Below are 16,876 nucleotides of genomic sequence, written 5' to 3'. Positions count from 1 at the left end.
AGAAAGGCATTTCCAGTTAAGGAGTGAGTTTATGGCTGAGAAAGTTGTATTGATTGATGGAAACAGTATTGCTTACCGGGCCTTTTTTGCCCTGCCGCTGCTTAATAATGATAAAGGTGTATACACGAACGCCGTCTATGGTTTTACGACAATGCTGCTTAAAATACTGGAGGAAGACCAGCCCGATCATCTTCTTGTCGCATTTGATGCCGGGAAAACGACTTTTCGTCATGAAACGTACCAGGAATACAAAGGTGGAAGGCAGAAAACACCATCTGAGCTGTCCGAACAGTTTCCTGTACTTAAGGAACTGCTCGATGCGTTTGGAGTGAAATATTATCAGCTTCCGAACTTTGAGGCAGATGATATTATCGGTACGCTGGCGACCCAGGCTGGAGAGAAAGGTCATGAGGTGAAGGTCATCTCCGGAGACAAGGATCTTCTACAGCTGGTTAATGATCAGATCACGGTCAGCCTTACGAAGAAAGGGATTACGAACGTCGATACATATACCCCTTCTTTCCTGATGGAAAAAATGGAGGTGCGGGCAGATCAGATTATCGACTTGAAAGCCCTTATGGGAGATAACTCCGATAACATCCCGGGTGTTCCCGGTGTTGGAGAGAAAACGGCCGTTAAACTGCTGAAGCAGTTTGATACGTTGGAAAACCTGTATGAGAACCTGGACGAGGTCAGTGGTAAAAAGCTGAAAGAAAAGCTGGAGACAAACCGCGGCAATGCTTTCATGAGTCAGCAGCTCGTAACCATCGAGAGAAATGCCCCGATTGAAGTCAGCGTCGATACGATTGGCTTTGAAGGATATCAAACGCAGCAGGTGAGCGGTTTCTTCAAAGAACTCGGCTTCCAGTCACTCCTTCCGAGGATCCAGGAAGGTGGAGAAGGAGAGTCTGTCGCAGAGGCGCTGCCGGAGATTGATGTTGAGGTTGTAGAAGAGGTAACTTCTGATTTATTCACTGGTGCAGAAGCCCTTGTGGTGGAAATGCTTTATGAAAATTATCATACCGCTCCAGTTGAAGGGATTGCCATCGTCAATGACGATTCCAAAGTCGTCGTTTCCATGGAGAATGCGGTGAAATCAGAAGCATTCGTCTCCTGGGCGGAGGATGCGTCCAAGGAAAAATGGGTCTTCGATGCAAAACAGACCGCTGTAGCTCTCATGAGACATGACGTGGACATCAAAGGGATCAGCTTTGATCTGCTTCTTGCTTCCTACCTGCTGAACCCTTCTGAAAATAATCATGATATTCCCGCCATCGCCCATCGAATGGGGGAGACCGCGGTCCAATATGATGAAGAGGTCTACGGAAAAGGAGCGAAAATGAAGCGACCGGACGACGATCAGGTCGTCTACGAGCATATTGCAAGGAAGGCTGCCACCCTGTATAAGCTGAAAGGGAATATGGAGGAACAGCTGAAGGCTAATGAACAGTTTGAGCTTCTCGTTGAGCTGGAAATGCCTCTGGCTGTTATTCTCGGACGTATGGAGCACCGGGGCGTCTCAGTGGATGTCGGCCGTCTGCAGGAAATGGGGGCAGAGCTTGAAGAGCGTTTGAATAAAGTAGAACAGGAAGTCTATGAGCTGGCGGGCGAAGAGTTCAATTTGAATTCTCCAAAACAGCTTGGACCGATTTTGTTCGAAAAACTCGGCCTTCCTGTCATTAAGAAAACGAAAACAGGCTATTCCACCTCCGCAGATGTATTGGAACAGCTGGAGGATCAACACGAAATCATTTCTAAAATTCTGTTGAACCGTCAGTTGTCCAAGTTGAAATCCACCTATATCGAAGGACTGCTGAAGGTCGTTCATGAAGATACCGGTAAGATCCACACCCGTTTCAATCAGGCGCTTACCCAGACAGGACGGTTGAGTTCCACGGATCCGAACCTGCAGAACATTCCGATCCGGCTTGAGGAAGGACGGAAAATCCGCCAGGCGTTCATTCCGTCCAGAGAAGGCTGGGTCATGTTTGCCAGTGACTATTCCCAGATTGAACTGCGTGTTCTGGCTCACATTGCAGGGGATGAGAAGCTGATTGAAGCATTCCGGGCGGATAAGGACATTCACACGCAGACCGCCTCGGAAGTCTTCGGCGTGCCGGCTCCGGACGTTACGGGTGACATGCGCAGACAGGCGAAAGCCGTCAACTTCGGCATTGTCTATGGAATCAGCGATTATGGTTTGTCTCAGAGTCTCGGTATTCCGAGAAAAGAAGCGCAGGCGTTCATTGATAAATATTTGGAAAGTTATCCGGGAGTCAAAACCTACATGGAGGAGTCTGTCCGTGAAGCGAAGGAAACGGGCTATGTGCGGACGTTCATGAACCGCCGGCGTTATCTTCCGGATATTACAAGCCGGAATTTCAATAAGCGCAGCTTTGCTGAACGGACGGCAATGAATACCCCGATCCAGGGAAGTGCGGCCGATGTCATTAAAAAAGCCATGATCGATCTGGAAGAAAAGCTCCAGGAAGAAAAGATGGAAGCAAGAGTTCTCCTGCAGGTGCACGATGAACTCATCATTGAAGCGCCGGAAGCCGAAGTTAAAAAGCTGGAAACGCTCGTCGCAGACGTTATGGAAAACACCGTAGAGCTTGATGTACCATTGAAAGTGGATTCCTCTTATGGAAATACATGGTACGATGCGAAATAAGTAAGGAGAATGAAAGATGCCGGAATTACCAGAAGTGGAAACTGTAAGAAAAACTTTAAAGCATTTAACCGTAGGAAAAGAAATAAAGGATGTCTCCATTTTCTGGGGGAACATCATTAAACAGCCGAAGGATCCCAATGCCTTCGGTGACCTGCTTAGAGGACAGTCCATCATCGATATCGATCGTAAGGGGAAGTTTCTCATTTTCCACCTTGATGACATTGCCCTCGTTTCCCATCTGCGGATGGAGGGGAAATTCGGCGTTTATGATGGAACACTTGAGAAACCGAAGCATACCCATGTGATTTTCCATTTTACAGATGGAACAGAGCTCCGCTACAACGATGTCCGGAAGTTCGGGACGATGCATGCGTTTAAAAAGGGCGAGGAAGCCTTGAATAAACCACTGGTCCAGCTCGGTCCCGATCCTTTTGACGAAGCTTTCACCCTCGATTATTTTCATCAGAGGCTGCTGAAAACGAGCCGCAACATGAAGGCGGTGCTCCTTGATCAGTCCATTGTTGCCGGTCTTGGCAATATCTATGTAGACGAAGCGCTGTTCCGAGCCGGCCTTCACCCGGAGAGAATTGCCAATACATTGACGAGAGAAGAGGCCGAAAGCATCCGGGAAGCGAGCATCACTGTCATTCTGGAGGCGATTGAGCAGGGAGGCACGACGATCCGCTCCTACTTAAACAGCCAGGGTGAAATCGGAATGTTCCAACAGCAGCTCCGTGTGTATGGAAAGCAGGATATGGAGTGCCTGAACTGTGGGACACCGATTGTTAAAACGAAAGTCGGCGGCAGGGGCACGCACGTCTGTCCAGTCTGCCAGCCGCTTCACGTATCTGAATAAACAGCCATATACTATCCCACTTCCATGTTAAAGGAGTGGGCGGTATGGGCATCGGGATGTTCATTTTTTTATTTGTGACAGCCGTGAGTGTCGACAGCTTCGGGATTGGCTGTGTGCTCGGGTTGAAAAAAGTAAAACTCGCATTCTGGGGCATTGTGGTGATTGCCTCTGTTTCAGGTATGGTTTTTCTTCTTTCCTCCTACTTTGGTCAGCTGCTCGTTCATGTTGTCAAACCGGAGATGGCGGAAAAGGCTGGAGCGGTGGCCTTAATTGCCATCGGCATTTATTTTTTAAGACAGTTTTTTAAAAAACATACTGAGGATCAGCAGGACCCCTGGCTGAACCCTGCAAAAGTTTTGAATGATCCGGTGACCGCTGATGTGGATAGGTCCGGAGGAATTCAAGGAAAAGAAGTGTGGCTGCTTGGAACCGCCCTCTCCCTTGATACTATAGGGGCGGGCATAAGCGGAGCGCTGATCGGTCTTCCCGTTCTATTGACGGGTGGGCTTATCGCTTCATCTACGTTTCTCATGCTTGGAACTGGGATGATGGCCGGTGCAAAATTGACGAACAGGGTGGAAAGCATCTCCATTCTCCCGGGGGTTCTATTAATAATCATCGGCTTGATCAAGCTATCGTAAAGGAAGGGTTTTATGACACTGGTCATTGGTTTAACCGGTAGTATCGCAAGTGGAAAAAGTACCGTATCCCGCATGTTCGATGAGTGGGAGATTCCTGTCATCGATGCGGATCAAATATCAAGGGATGTCGTCCGCCCCGGTGAGCCTGCCTATGAGGACATCGTACGGGTTTTTGGGAAAGACGTCCTTTTTGAGGATGGAACACTGGACCGGAAAAAGCTCGGGAAGGTGATCTTCAGCAGTGAAGAACGAAGGAAAGAACTGAACGGCATCGTTCACCCTCGTGTCCGGGAAGAAATGATCCGGCGGCGGGAATCTTATAAAACAAAAGAAGCCGATGCTGTCGTCCTGGATATTCCCCTTCTATATGAGAGTGGACTGACGGATTATGTAGAAAAGGTGCTTGTCGTTGCGGTCGATGAGGAAACGCAGCTCCAAAGGCTGATGGAACGGGATGGCTCATCGAGGGAAGATGCGCAGAAGCGGATCGCTTCGCAGATTCCTGTCACCCGCAAAGCGGAAATGGCGGATGCGGTGATCGATAATAATGGAACAAAAGAGGAAAGCTTTCTCCAATTAAGAGACATACTTCACCGGTGGAACCTCGTATAATAACACGTCTGAGAAAGACGTGTTATTTTTGTGTAAAATTATTGAACCCACTTCAAAAGCGCTTACAATATGTTATACTATTCCTAGAAATGATCCAAAAAGTATATCATATATAGGGGGCTGGAACATCATGGGGAAAACAAAGATCGCCATTAATGGCTTGGGAAGAATCGGACGTATGGTATTCAGACAGGCGGCAGTAGATGATACCGTGGAGCTTGTGGCTGTCAATGCCAGCTATCCTGCTGAAACGATCGCTCACATGGTGAAATATGACAGTGTTCATGGACGATTCGACGGAGAAGTACGTACGATTCCTGAAGGGTTAATGGTAAATGGGAAGAAAATCAAGCTCTGTTCTACGAGAAACCCGGCTGAGCTCCCTTGGAAAGAGCTTGGTGTGGACATCGTAATCGAAGCTACCGGGAAGTTCCGTACGAAGGATGAGGCTGCTCTCCATCTGGATGCAGGCGCAAAAAAAGTCATCATTACAGCTCCGGGTAAGGAAGTCGATGCGACCATTGTGATGGGGGTCAATGAGGATTCCTATTCCCCTGAAACGCATGATGTTATTTCCAATGCTTCCTGCACGACCAACTGTCTGGCGCCGGTAGTCAAAGTGCTGGAAGATGAATTCGGTATTGAAAACGGCTTGATGACGACGGTTCATTCATTTACCAATGATCAGAAGAACCTGGATAACCCTCACAAGGATCTGCGGAGAGCCCGAGGGTGTACACAGTCGATCATACCGACCTCCACAGGGGCAGCCAAAGCCCTGGGAGATGTCATTCCAAGTATGAAGGGAAAGTTGAATGGAATGGCTTTACGTGTACCGACACCGAACGTCTCTTTAGTGGACTTAGTCGTCGATCTAAAGAAAGCGGTTACGAAGGAAGAGTTGAATGAAGCGTTCGCATCTGCCTCACAGAGGGACATGAAAGGCATTCTGGAGTACAGCGATGAACCTCTGGTATCCATCGATTACACGACCTCTCCGTCTTCCGCCATCATTGATGGGCTGTCCACACAGGTGATGGAAGGCTCAAAAGTGAAAGTGCTTGCCTGGTATGATAATGAGTGGGGCTACTCCTGCCGCGTTGTTGATCTGGCGAAATATGTGGGAAAATTATTGAAACAGGAAAGGACGGCGAGAGTGTCTTAAAGGACGCCTCTGATTCCAGGTGAAGACTCTTCACGGCCCTTTTCAGGCTTCTTAAATATATCTTGCAAAAACGGGATAAACCCTTTATACTTTCTTTTGAACTTCTGAATTTCAAAAATCTTCATGTCTACTCAAAGGGTTAGGACCTCTCAGGACTAACTTTCCCCCGTGGTAGTACATGGCCGCAATTTCAGAGGGGAAGAAGTTAATGTACAAAGGGGGATCCGTTATGGATACAATGGGAAGACACGTAATTGCTGAACTATGGGATTGTAATGAATCAAAATTGAACGATATGTCGTATATAGAACAGGTTTTTGTTGATGCTGCACTGAAAGCCGGTGCAGAAGTGAGAGAGGTGGCTTTTCACAAGTTTGCCCCTCACGGTGTTAGTGGAGTTGTTATCATTTCAGAGTCACATCTGACGATACACAGCTTCCCGGAGCACGGATATGCAAGCATTGACGTGTATACGTGTGGAGACCGGATCGATCCGAATGTAGCTGCGCACTACATTGTGGAAGCTTTGGAAGCCGGCCGGAATGAAACGGTTGAAGTACCAAGAGGGATGGGTCCTGTAGAAGTCAAGGAAGCCCGTGCTCTGTAAACGCTCAAAACGAGAAAGTCATGCAGAAGGTTCTGCATGGCTTTTTTTTCTGCTTACCTATTGGATCAGGCTGTCTGCCCTCTCCTTCTGTAAAACCGTTTCTAATTTTTTAAAGTCATGTTAAAATAAATTAAGATTATGTCGAATGGACTGAAGGAGTCAGATTAGTGAAAGCATTTATTTCCAGGTATCTCAGCACTCATTCCGAAACCAGTGAACAGCATAAGGACACGGCGCTTATCACACACTATTACAAAGCCAAGCATGATGAGGTTTTCCGCGCCGTGGAAGAAATGTTCCCTTCACCATCTGAGATCAAAGCCGTCTCCAGGGAGCGCGGAGAACTGACGATCACTTATAAAGGAAAACGGCGGGCGTTTGTTGTCGCAACAATTATTATGGTCCGTCCGTTCCGCACGGCCGTGGACTTTTCGGTCACCACTGATTCAGGAGGCCCTGTGGATTTCGGCTACAGCCGTAATCTGATCGTGCAGTTCTATGAACAGCTGGACCGGCAGTTTACAGCTGTGGATCCCGGATGATCAGATGATGAAACGAAGACGATGTGGAGTTGATCAAAGGTGAAGTGTCCAAACTGTCACTACAAAAGCACGAAAGTGCTCGATTCAAGACCAATAGAGGAAGGTCAGACAATCAGAAGACGGAGAGAGTGTGAACAGTGCGGCTTTCGTTTTACAACGTTTGAGCGGATTGAAGAGGTCCCTCTGATTGTCGTGAAAAAAGAGGGAACGCGGGAGGAATTCAGCAGGGAAAAGTTGATGCGTGGGTTGATCAGAGCCTGTGAAAAGCGTCCGGTTGAAGTGGAAAAGCTTGAAGCCGTTACGCTTGATATTGAAAAGGAACTGAGGAACCGCGGCGTTTCAGAAGTGCTGAGTGAGGATATCGGTGAAATGGTCATGGGCCGTCTCTCCGAAGTTGATGAAGTGGCCTACGTCCGGTTTGCGTCCGTTTACCGGCAGTTTAAGGATATAAACGTATTTATTGACGAATTGAAGGAATTAATTAAAGATGATCATGACGAATGAGCCTGAGCCGGCTCATTTTCTTTTTCATAGATTTGGATGAACGAAGGAGGTGTAGACGATGAATCATTCCATTGGCAGACTGCTGCCTGTAGACGGTTTTAAAATCAGGAACGGCGGAGAAATGCCTCGAAATTTTCATCGTTCGTTATCCCATCTATACCAACCGATTGTTGGACGTCTGGCTGTATCTCTCTACCATATACTGCTTTCTGAAGCGGATCTTGCGGATCAGGATGCGATTCAGACCCACCATTCATTGATGGCTTACCTTTCCGCTCCTCTGGATAAAATTTATGAAGCCAGGGGGAGGCTGGAGGCTCTTGGATTGCTGAGAACGTTTCGGTCGAACGAAGAGAGCGATCAGACCGTCTATATATATGCGGTCCATCCCCCTTTTACGCCGGAGGAATTTTTCCAGGATGACATGCTCGCGCTTCTCCTGACCCATGAGTTGGGTCAGGAGAAGTATGAACAGGTAAAAAGCCGATTTGTTAAGCCCGAGCCTTCGGTGGAAGGATATGAAGAAATCACGGCTTCTTTCGACGAAGTGTTTCATCATAAAATGATAGAGTCTGTGCAGAGGGAAACCGAAGTGATTGCGGAGCAGAAGCGTTTTCAGGAATACCGCGGTCCACGAACCTCGGAAAGCCGCGTCGATTTCACCTGGCTCCGCCAAGCCCTTCAGAAGAGAATGTATCCAAGTGAACGGATTTTAACGGGGCGGAATAAGAAACTGATCATTCAGCTGGCGACGTTGTATGATTTGTCCAACGTGGAATTGGAAAAAGCGGTGACATGGGCTATAGATGAAAATCACTGCTTGGTCGAGGAAGAGTTTAAGGCTGCCTGTCACGATTTTATGAAAGAAGAAAAAAATGTACAGCCCGCCTCTGTCGATGATCGTGAGAAATGGGCCTCCATGGAAAAAGAGACGACAGGATCCAAGGAAGACCAGTTTGTTGAAATGCTCGAGCAGATTTCTCCGAGGGAACTCCTTGAGGATTTGTCCAATGGCAACCGTGCATCGGAACAGGATTTGAAGCTGATCCGGGATGTTATGACCGAACAAGGCATCACAGCCGGGGTTATGAACGTGCTTGTCCATTATGTGATGTTGAAAACGGATATGAAACTGTCGAAATCCTACATGGAAAAAATCGCCAGTCATTGGGCGCGTAAAAACGTGACCACTGTGCGCCAGGCCATGAATCTGGCCAAGGCAGAACATCAGAAATATCAGCAGTGGGGCCGTCAGAAAACACAGAAGCGGACTTCCCAAAAAGACGAAGTTATTCCTGTCTGGTTTAATAAACAGGAAGAGAAGCAGCCTGCCGCCGCGTCTGCTGAGCCTCAGGTCGATAAAGAAGATATCGCAGCCAGAATCGCGAGGCTGACCAATAGAGGAAACTAGAGTAAGGGGTGAATGGAATGGAGCCCATTCAGCAATCGTTGAAAAAATGGATGAAAGATAACAAGCAGTTTCAGCAGCGCTACAATCAAATGAAAGCGGAAGTCCTGGGCTCTGCTGAAGTCCAGCGTCTGATGCACGAAAATGAAGGCCTGGATGAAAAAGCGGTGGAGAAGCATTTGATCAAGCTTTATGAATACCAGACCCAATCGAAAAACTGCGAAAAATGTCCGTCGAGGGAGGGGTGTATCAACATCCTGCCCGGATACGTTCCATCGTTGGAGGTGGAGGGAACCGACATCAAACTGATTTATGATAAATGCAGACGCCAGCGTTCACAGGAACAGCAGTCGTATCAGAAATCATTGGTAAGCAGCCTGCATATGCCGAGAGAAATCCTGGAAGCATCGCTGGAACGAATGGATCTGGAAGACCCCGACCGCGGAGGGGCGGTAGCGCAAACCGTCAAGTACATTGAAACGCTCGGGGAGGAGCTTCCTGCAAAAGGCCTGTATTTCCATGGACCGTTCGGTGTAGGGAAAACGTATTTCCTCGGGGCCATTGCCAATGCTCTCAGTGACAAGCAGATCCCATCGATGATCATTTATATGCCTGAATTTGTAAGGGAAATGAAATCATCCATCAAAGATGATTCCCTCAATGATAAAATTACCGCCTTTAAGGAAACGCCGGTGTTAATGCTGGACGATATCGGGGCAGAATCCCAGTCGGCCTGGTTCAGGGATGAGATATTAGGCAGTATCCTGCACTATCGGATGATGGAGCGTCTGCCCGTCTTTTTTACGTCCAACTATACGCTGAACGAACTTGAAAAAGTGTTGATGACAAGCAGCCGCGGCGATGTGGAACAAGTGAAAGCCAAGCGGATTACCGAACGGATCAAACAGCTGAGTGAAACGGTTTATGTCGGCGGTCAGAACAGACGTTCATAAATCTTTGCGAACAGGAAGGTCAGTGACATGATTTACCTATCCCTCTCATAAATATAACAAAGAAAAGACGAGCCGGTCTTGATGATATTTTCTATGCTTCCGGGAAGCATTGATGATAGACATAGGATGGAAAGTCGGGATGAGGGGGGAATTCTGGTGTTTGACTTATCTTTTTCCAAGCGTCTGGAAGCCGAAACGTTTTATAATGCCATCGTTTCCGAGCAGAAGCTGTGGGTTTATGAGGAGAACGGGAAACATTTTTCTGTCACATTGATGCATGCTTCCTCAAGGGAGTCGGCCTATGTGGATGTCGTGCGTGCGCTGCATCATGTTGTCAGGAAAAGGAAAATTCCTGCCTGGATGGAAGGGGTCCTCCGGTTCTCCTATCATTTCGAGGATGCCGATGAAATTCAGCGCATTCTTGAGATTGAGCAGGACTTTGACTCCCATCCTCCTGCGGGTCTGCGGCTTCCGCCTATTCACCACTACATCAAGTCCTATATACAGGAGTACGTGCATGTAAGGGATACCGTCCTGTTTGATGACTTGAGTGCCGGCTGTCTGGCACATGTCCACAGGTGCCTGACGGATTACACAGGCAAGGTCATTGATGAGTATAAGCAGGAGGAATCGTATCAGCTGCTGGTCGATTCGTGGCGTCACCGTGTTCATCATCAGGATACGGGGGTGCAGCTTCTTCATATTCTCGAGGACCGTGGACTGACTTACTTCCATGATGAAGGCAATCCGCTGAGTGATTCGGAGACGCGTCTCTACCAAAAGCAGTACCCGGATGAAGCCGTGTCTGATCTTCCTCTTGAATGGCCGGTCACGCCGGCGCTCGTCCATGCTCCAGAGGAAATCATTATTTACTCCGATCAGGCGGAGAATTCCAATTTGGAACTGCTGATGAATATCTTTGAGGAAAAGGCTGTCTGGAAGCCCAAATCGCAATTTCCTTTTTAAAGCCCTTGATTTCCTTTTCGCAAATGGATATAATACGTACATATTAAATCAATGGCTTTGATAAGGATACGAACGGAAAGTGGCGTATGATCAGAGAGGGGAGTCATCGGCTGGAAGCTCCTTCTTAACGGCTTATCGTTTACCACCTTGGAGCCCTGTCTGTGAAATGATTCAGAGTAATGGACAGCGACTGATCCGCGTTAAGGATAATGAAGCCGCAGCCTTGCGAGGATGCGGGAACCTGGGTGGAACCACGAGAGACAACGCTCGTCCCTTAGCACTATGCTGAGGGATGGGCGTTTTTTTATATTTATTTAGAAAAGGAGTGTTACACATGGCGGATGCGATTCAAATCAAGTTCCCAGACGGAAACATCAAGGAGTTTGAGAGAGGGACGACAGGTGAAGACATCGCTAAATCGATTTCTTCAGGCTTGAAAAAGCAGGCCCTGGCCGTAAAGCTGGACGGCGAACCCTACGACCTGCGACGTCCGATTGAACAGGATGGGGAAATTGAGATTCTTACCTATAAAAATCCAGAAGGCTTGGAAGTGGTGCGCCACTCTACAGCCCACCTGATGGCACAGGCCGTTAAACGCCTTTATGGAAACGTCAAACTTGGCGTTGGTCCGGTCATTGAGAATGGGTTTTATTATGATATCGATATGGAGGAATCCCTGACACCGGAAGATCTTCCGAAGATCGAAAAGGAAATGCAGAAGATTGTAGATGAAAACCACGAAATTGAACGCATAGAGCTTTCAAGGGAGGAAGCGATCGAAAAGTATAAGGAAATCGGCGATGAGCTGAAGCTTGAACTGATCGAAGCTATCCCTGAAGGCGAACAGGTGACGATTTATCAGCAGGGGGAATTCTTTGATCTCTGCCGCGGCGTTCACGTTCCACAGACAAGTAAAATCAAGGTCTTCAAGCTGTTGAGCATTTCCGGTGCCTACTGGAGAGGGGACAGCGACAACCAAATGCTTCAACGTATTTACGGAACGGCCTTTGAGAAAAAAGCCCATCTGGATGAATACCTGCAGATGCTTGAAGAAGCGAAGGAACGCGATCACCGTAAGCTCGGTAAGGAACTGGAGATCTTTACGATCAATCAGAAGGTCGGTCAGGGACTTCCAATGTGGCTGCCAAAAGGCTCGACCATTCGTCGCACGATTGAGCGTTACATTGTAGATACAGAAGAGCGTCTGGGATATGATCACGTGTATACACCTGTTCTGGGAAGTGTTGACCTGTATAAAACAAGCGGACACTGGGATCACTATCAGGATGATATGTTCCCGACAATGGAAATGGACAACGAAGACCTTGTTCTTCGACCGATGAACTGCCCGCACCATATGATGGTTTATAAAAATCAGATGCACAGCTACCGGAACCTGCCTGTCCGTATTGCTGAGCTTGGTACGATGCACCGTTATGAAATGTCCGGAGCTCTTGCCGGCCTGCAGCGTGTGCGTGCCATGACATTGAATGATGCGCATATTTTTGCCCGCCCGGATCAGCTGAAAGATGAATTCAAGCGTGTAGTCCGTCTCGTTCAGGAAGTCTACCGTGATTTCGGTATCAACGATTACTACTTCCGTCTGTCCTACCGTGACCCGGAGGATAAGGAGAAGTACATCGACAATGATGCGATGTGGGATAAAGCGCAGGGGATGCTGAAAGAAACGATGGAAGACATGAAACTGGAGTATGTGGAAGCCGAAGGGGAAGCTGCTTTCTACGGTCCGAAACTGGATGTTCAAGTGAAAACAGCGCTTGGTAAGGACGAAACGCTTTCGACGGTCCAGCTGGACTTCCACCTTCCGGAACGCTTTGATTTGACATATGTCGGGGAGGATGGAGCCGATCACCGTCCGGTCGTTATTCACCGTGGTGTCGTGTCGACGATGGAACGTTTTGTTGCCTTCCTTATTGAAGAATACAAAGGCGTCTTCCCGACATGGCTGGCCCCTGTCCAGGCGAAAATCATTCCTGTATCTGCCGACGTCCATCTGGATTATGCGAAAAAACTGGAAGATGAACTTCGGGAAGCCGGTGTGCGTGTCGAAGTGGATGAGCGGAATGAAAAGATCGGCTATAAAATCCGTGAAGCACAAATGCAGAAAATCCCGTTCCAGCTTGTCGTTGGAGATAAGGAAATCGAAGACCATGCGGTAAACGTCCGCCGATACGGAGAACAGGACTCTGCTACAAAATCTGTAGACACATTCAAGTCTGAAATCAAAAATGAAATTGAGCAGAAGCTTCTGAGAAAGTAATCAGATGAAGCGGAGACGTTTTTATAAACCCATACCAAGGTGAGTTCTCATCCTGGTATGGGTTTTTATCATTTTATCTCGCTTTGTTTTCACGCTGGTTATCCACGGGCAGAGGCCGCTTCTTTCTTCTCCAGGTATTGGTTTGCAGGAAAGGGATTGATTTTTATCTTGATTTCGATTATCCTTGATTAGGTAGTCAGATAAACAACATTTGATTGTTGACATGCATCATCAGGCATGCTATTATTGTTTAGGTAACTGAATGAACGGATCTAGAGACAAGTAGGAGCACCCGCTTCTCACCTGATCGACGCTGATAAAGCAGTTGGCAGGTCACTAATTCCTTAAATGTTAGGATACGTGTGGGTGCAGAATATGTACCGACACTTTTTTTATTTTCAGCAGGAATCTTGTCGATGACAGATCTCATATAAGTTTTCTAAAACTATTTGGAGGTGGCTCGATATTAGCAAGGATAACATGAACGTTAATGAAAAAATCCGTGCCCGTGAAGTCCGTCTGATCGACGTGAATGGTGAGCAGCTTGGAGTTAAATCCCGTAACGAAGCGCTTGATATTGCAGCAAACGCAAATCTTGATCTTGTTATGGTGGCCCCAAATGCGAAGCCTCCGGTTTGCCGAGTGATGGACTACGGAAAATATCGTTTCGAGCAGCAGAAGAAAGAAAAAGAAGCTCGTAAGAAACAAACCGTCATCAAAGTGAAGGAAGTGCGTCTCAGTCCAGGGATTGAAGACCACGACTTCAACACAAAACTTCGTAACGCACGCAAGTTCTTGTCTAAAGGTGACAAAGTGAAAGCATCTGTCCGTTTCCGCGGACGTGCCATCACACACAAAGAACTAGGGCAGAAAGTACTCGAACGCCTGGCTGAAGAGTGCAAAGATGTCGCCCAAGTTGAGACCAAGCCTAAAATGGAAGGTCGCAGCATGTTCTTAATGCTTGCTCCTCTCGGTGAGAAGTAAGACAAAGTATCAAGTTTAAAGGAGGAAATTCACATGCCAAAAATGAAGACCCATAAAGGTTCTCAAAAACGCTTCAAAAAAACTGGGACAGGTAAAGTGAAACGTTCCCACGCTTTCACAAGCCACTTGTTCGCGAACAAATCAACTAAGCAAAAGCGTAAGCTTCGTAAAGAGGCACTGGTTTCTGCAGGAGACTACCGCCGTATCAAGCATATGCTTCCGAAAGACTAATAAAGACTGATTTAATTAGGAGGGATTACCATGCCACGAGTAAAAGGTGGAACAGTGACACGTCAACGTCGTAACCGTGTCCTTAAACTAGCAAAAGGTTATTATGGTTCAAAACATGCACTATTTAAAACTGCTAAACAGCAGGTAATGAAATCAGGACAGTACGCTTACCGCGACCGTCGTCAGAAAAAGCGCGATTTCCGTAAGCTTTGGATCGCTCGTATCAACGCTGCAGCGCGTTTGAACGACATTTCCTACAGCCGTCTTATGCACGGTCTTAAACTTGCGGGTATCGAAGTGAACCGTAAGATGCTTGCTGACCTTGCTGTCAACGACGCCCAAGGTTTCGCAAGTCTTGCAGAGCAAGCAAAATCTGCTCTTAAGTAATTTTATGAGAAAGAGCCATTTCCGTCCGGTTGGAAATGGCTTTTTTTTTTTATACCCTGTTCGAATACATAAGGGGAGCGTGAAGGTGATGATGTATGCAGGATTGTATTACTTCGGAGTGAATATCTGGCTGTTTATCCTGATGGGGGTGGACAAAAAGAGAGCTGGAGAACAGAAGTGGAGAGTGCCTGAAAAGCGGTTATGGATGGCAGCTTTGCTGGGAGGCGCATTAGGAGGAGTACTCGGGATGAAGGTGTTTCGTCATAAGACGAAGCATAAATCGTTTGCCGTCGGTTTCCCATTCCTCATAGCCGCGCATGTCGTGTTAACCGGGTATTTGTACGTGCGGTTCTATACCTGAGTATCCTGTCATAAGATGTAGGCAGGGAGGGGATTGACGTGGGCGGGACAACGACAGCAGTGCTGGCATGGTTGGAACATCAGGAAGCCTGGGCGCCGCTCTTGTTTATCGGAATTCATCTGCTTCGGCCTTTTTTGTTTCTCCCGGTCATGCTTGTCTGCATAACCGGAGGCGTGTTGTTCGGACCGATTGCGGGTACCGCGTACTCGGTGATTGGAACGATGATATCCAGCCTGTTGTTTTACCGGACGATCCGTATGGTGCCTTGGGTGATGAAAAGGATGGCGGGAATCAAGGAACGATGGATGAAAAAACAGGCATCCCTGTCCGTCAAGCAGGTAGCTGTGCTGCGTCTTGTTCCTTTTATTCACTTTCACCTGTTGTCGTATTGTCTTATTGAGAGCAGCGCAGATTTTAAGGATTATGCGAAATCATCTTTATTTGCTAATTTTCCGCTTGCCTTTATTTACACCTCTGTCGGTCAGTGGGTCACGCTTTTTTCGCTGCCGATGATGGTCGCTTTTTCAGGCGCGCTTGTTGGTGTAAGTTTCATGATCCGGAAGAAAAGTGAAGTGTTTCTATGGAACGATTTCTTCCAGACGAATCCATAAAAGAACAACCCTCTGCAGCAAAGGGCAGGGGGTTGTTTTAATGGAAGTCATCGTTATTTTTCAAGGGATGGATAATCAGTCGGTTGATCGGGTACTTCCATTCGATGGAAGCATGCGGATAACGGAGGAGGATTTCTTGTTCCATAAAGTATATATCCTCCCGTTCGAGCCCTTGAAGCTTGTTCGGGTCGTGGGCGCTTACATTGATCGTAACGACCTCAAAGGCATCTTCGGTTGTCCCTAAATATTTTTCCCCTTCAAACACATGACCTTTCAAAGTCATCAGGAAATTCTCTTTCGTATCTTCCTGGTTATCATGAAAGTAAAATTCTTTTTTATCCCGGGCAAGATCCAGCTTTCTCCTTGGATTGACGATGAATTTATAAGCGGTGTACATAATAAAGGCTATCGCCAGAAGCAGCAGCAGTCTGAACAAAAGGATGATCATGGACATCGGACTCCTTCCTTGAAGGTACGTGCCTCCTATACGTATCAGCATGTCTTTTTGTTTCAGAAAATGATACATTATTATCGATGATTTTTTTAGGAGGGACAACCAATGTTTTGGGAATCGTTATATCAGATGCAGGAAAAACTGGATCATTATATTGAACAGCAGCACAATTTGGAGAAAAGCGCTTATGTCGAATCCAAAATCCTGGCCTTATTTGTAGAGCTTGGGGAGCTGGCGAATGAAACACGCTGCTTTAAATTTTGGAGTACGAAAGGGCCGAGCGCTCCATCGGTCATTCAGGAAGAGTATGTAGATGGGGTTCATTTCCTGTTGTCCCTTGGTTTGGATCTGGACTTCCGCTATACCAGCCAGGAAGAAGAGGGCCGTTCTGTGACAGAGACGGAAGCATTTTTGGACGTATACAGCAGTGTGGAGACGTTTCGTCATGAACAGACGAAGGGAAACTACGAAAAGCTGTTTCGTGCCTACGTATCCTTAGGGCGGACCATCGGAATTACGGCAGAGGAACTGAAAGAAGCGTATATAAATAAAAATGAAGTGAATTTTAAAAGACAGGACCAGGGCTATTGATCACAAAATGGCAGAATTTTTGTGAAATCGCTTCAAAAGGTTTATAATAAC

General features: G+C 47.2%; 19 protein-coding genes and 1 other annotated feature. Of the genes, 18 read left to right on the top strand and 1 reads right to left on the bottom strand.

What is annotated here, in order from left to right; genetic code table 11:
* Positions 1-31 precede the first annotated feature (31 nt).
* The 17 genes from polA (at position 32) to ACXAGL_RS01435 (ending at position 15,780) form a co-directional block, all read left to right on the top strand.
* Complete coding sequence (gene polA, locus ACXAGL_RS01515; protein ID WP_474969173.1) at positions 32-2,671, top strand: DNA polymerase I; 2,640 nt, start codon at positions 32-34, stop codon at positions 2,669-2,671.
* A 16-nt stretch (positions 2,672-2,687) separates the two neighbouring features.
* Positions 2,688-3,527, top strand: coding sequence for a DNA-formamidopyrimidine glycosylase (gene mutM, locus ACXAGL_RS01510; RefSeq protein WP_474971153.1), 840 nt, complete (start codon positions 2,688-2,690; stop codon positions 3,525-3,527).
* 44 nt (positions 3,528-3,571) lie between these two features.
* The gene (locus ACXAGL_RS01505) at positions 3,572-4,168 is read left to right on the top strand and encodes a manganese efflux pump (RefSeq protein WP_474969171.1); all 597 of its coding nucleotides are present in this window, start codon (positions 3,572-3,574) and stop codon (positions 4,166-4,168) included.
* Between the two features lie 12 nt (positions 4,169-4,180).
* Positions 4,181-4,780 carry a dephospho-CoA kinase gene (coaE, locus tag ACXAGL_RS01500; RefSeq protein WP_474989537.1) on the top strand — a complete coding sequence of 200 codons (600 nt, stop codon included), beginning with the start codon at positions 4,181-4,183 and terminating at the stop codon, positions 4,778-4,780.
* Between the two features lie 130 nt (positions 4,781-4,910).
* Entirely contained in the window at positions 4,911-5,945 is a 1,035-nt protein-coding gene (locus ACXAGL_RS01495; RefSeq protein ID WP_027955173.1) for a glyceraldehyde-3-phosphate dehydrogenase, read from the top strand.
* Between the two features lie 229 nt (positions 5,946-6,174).
* The gene (gene speD / locus ACXAGL_RS01490) at positions 6,175-6,552 is read left to right on the top strand and encodes an adenosylmethionine decarboxylase (RefSeq protein ID WP_027955174.1); all 378 of its coding nucleotides are present in this window, start codon (positions 6,175-6,177) and stop codon (positions 6,550-6,552) included.
* A gap of 167 nt (positions 6,553-6,719) precedes the next feature.
* Positions 6,720-7,094 (top strand): cytosolic protein, encoded by a 375-nt coding sequence (locus tag ACXAGL_RS01485; protein WP_206935525.1) that lies wholly within the window; start codon positions 6,720-6,722, stop codon positions 7,092-7,094.
* A 39-nt stretch (positions 7,095-7,133) separates the two neighbouring features.
* Entirely contained in the window at positions 7,134-7,598 is a 465-nt protein-coding gene (gene nrdR / locus ACXAGL_RS01480; RefSeq protein WP_027955176.1) for a transcriptional regulator NrdR, read from the top strand.
* Positions 7,599-7,656: 58 nt separating this feature from the next.
* Positions 7,657-9,009 (top strand): replication initiation and membrane attachment family protein, encoded by a 1,353-nt coding sequence (locus ACXAGL_RS01475; RefSeq protein WP_474971155.1) that lies wholly within the window; start codon positions 7,657-7,659, stop codon positions 9,007-9,009.
* Positions 9,010-9,026: 17 nt separating this feature from the next.
* Positions 9,027-9,959, top strand: a complete 933-nt coding sequence (gene dnaI, locus ACXAGL_RS01470) for a primosomal protein DnaI (RefSeq protein WP_474989535.1) — start codon at positions 9,027-9,029, stop codon at positions 9,957-9,959.
* Between the two features lie 156 nt (positions 9,960-10,115).
* Complete coding sequence (ytxC, locus tag ACXAGL_RS01465; protein ID WP_474989533.1) at positions 10,116-10,925, top strand: sporulation protein YtxC; 810 nt, start codon at positions 10,116-10,118, stop codon at positions 10,923-10,925.
* Positions 10,926-11,259: 334 nt separating this feature from the next.
* A complete protein-coding gene (gene thrS / locus ACXAGL_RS01460) occupies positions 11,260-13,206 on the top strand; it encodes a threonine--tRNA ligase (protein ID WP_474969165.1) in 1,947 nt (648 codons plus the stop codon).
* Positions 13,207-13,480: 274 nt separating this feature from the next.
* Positions 13,481-13,605: a sequence feature (ribosomal protein L20 leader region), on the top strand.
* Positions 13,606-13,686: 81 nt separating this feature from the next.
* Entirely contained in the window at positions 13,687-14,190 is a 504-nt protein-coding gene (infC, locus tag ACXAGL_RS01455) for a translation initiation factor IF-3 (protein WP_160836317.1), read from the top strand.
* Positions 14,191-14,223: 33 nt separating this feature from the next.
* Complete coding sequence (rpmI, locus tag ACXAGL_RS01450; RefSeq protein WP_027955182.1) at positions 14,224-14,421, top strand: 50S ribosomal protein L35; 198 nt, start codon at positions 14,224-14,226, stop codon at positions 14,419-14,421.
* A gap of 30 nt (positions 14,422-14,451) precedes the next feature.
* Positions 14,452-14,808: a 50S ribosomal protein L20 gene (rplT, locus tag ACXAGL_RS01445; protein ID WP_160836316.1), complete on the top strand. Its 357-nt coding sequence runs from the start codon at positions 14,452-14,454 to the stop codon at positions 14,806-14,808.
* 88 nt (positions 14,809-14,896) lie between these two features.
* Positions 14,897-15,169, top strand: coding sequence for a DUF1294 domain-containing protein (locus ACXAGL_RS01440; protein ID WP_474992323.1), 273 nt, complete (start codon positions 14,897-14,899; stop codon positions 15,167-15,169).
* A gap of 38 nt (positions 15,170-15,207) precedes the next feature.
* The gene (locus ACXAGL_RS01435; protein ID WP_051254684.1) at positions 15,208-15,780 is read left to right on the top strand and encodes a TVP38/TMEM64 family protein; all 573 of its coding nucleotides are present in this window, start codon (positions 15,208-15,210) and stop codon (positions 15,778-15,780) included.
* A gap of 37 nt (positions 15,781-15,817) precedes the next feature.
* On the opposite strand, the gene ACXAGL_RS01430 is transcribed toward ACXAGL_RS01435, so the two are convergent.
* Positions 15,818-16,228: a sigma-w pathway protein ysdB gene (locus tag ACXAGL_RS01430; protein WP_474970425.1), complete on the bottom strand. Its 411-nt coding sequence runs from the start codon at positions 16,226-16,228 to the stop codon at positions 15,818-15,820.
* 111 nt (positions 16,229-16,339) lie between these two features.
* Here ACXAGL_RS01430 and ACXAGL_RS01425 point away from each other — a divergent pair, with 111 nt between their 5' ends.
* Positions 16,340-16,825, top strand: a complete 486-nt coding sequence (locus ACXAGL_RS01425) for a dUTP diphosphatase (protein WP_474989531.1) — start codon at positions 16,340-16,342, stop codon at positions 16,823-16,825.
* Positions 16,826-16,876 lie beyond the last annotated feature (51 nt).

This window comes from Halobacillus sp. ABA4_118 (assembly GCF_056160205.1).
Note: the sequence above shows the minus strand (reverse complement) of the source record. Positions and strands in the feature narration are given on the sequence as shown.

Coding starts and splice junctions, on each gene's coding strand:
- dnaI (WP_474989535.1), top strand. CDS start 9,027: ATGGAGCCCATTCAGCAATCGTTGAAAAAATGGATGAAAGATAACAAG.
- infC (WP_160836317.1), top strand. CDS start 13,687: ATGAACGTTAATGAAAAAATCCGTGCCCGTGAAGTCCGTCTGATCGAC.
- ACXAGL_RS01475 (WP_474971155.1), top strand. CDS start 7,657: ATGAATCATTCCATTGGCAGACTGCTGCCTGTAGACGGTTTTAAAATC.
- rpmI (WP_027955182.1), top strand. CDS start 14,224: ATGCCAAAAATGAAGACCCATAAAGGTTCTCAAAAACGCTTCAAAAAA.
- ACXAGL_RS01495 (WP_027955173.1), top strand. CDS start 4,911: ATGGGGAAAACAAAGATCGCCATTAATGGCTTGGGAAGAATCGGACGT.
- ACXAGL_RS01505 (WP_474969171.1), top strand. CDS start 3,572: ATGGGCATCGGGATGTTCATTTTTTTATTTGTGACAGCCGTGAGTGTC.
- mutM (WP_474971153.1), top strand. CDS start 2,688: ATGCCGGAATTACCAGAAGTGGAAACTGTAAGAAAAACTTTAAAGCAT.
- polA (WP_474969173.1), top strand. CDS start 32: ATGGCTGAGAAAGTTGTATTGATTGATGGAAACAGTATTGCTTACCGG.
- thrS (WP_474969165.1), top strand. CDS start 11,260: ATGGCGGATGCGATTCAAATCAAGTTCCCAGACGGAAACATCAAGGAG.
- coaE (WP_474989537.1), top strand. CDS start 4,181: ATGACACTGGTCATTGGTTTAACCGGTAGTATCGCAAGTGGAAAAAGT.
- ACXAGL_RS01430 (WP_474970425.1), bottom strand. CDS start 16,228: ATGATCATCCTTTTGTTCAGACTGCTGCTGCTTCTGGCGATAGCCTTT.
- rplT (WP_160836316.1), top strand. CDS start 14,452: ATGCCACGAGTAAAAGGTGGAACAGTGACACGTCAACGTCGTAACCGT.
- speD (WP_027955174.1), top strand. CDS start 6,175: ATGGATACAATGGGAAGACACGTAATTGCTGAACTATGGGATTGTAAT.
- ACXAGL_RS01425 (WP_474989531.1), top strand. CDS start 16,340: ATGTTTTGGGAATCGTTATATCAGATGCAGGAAAAACTGGATCATTAT.
- ACXAGL_RS01440 (WP_474992323.1), top strand. CDS start 14,897: ATGATGTATGCAGGATTGTATTACTTCGGAGTGAATATCTGGCTGTTT.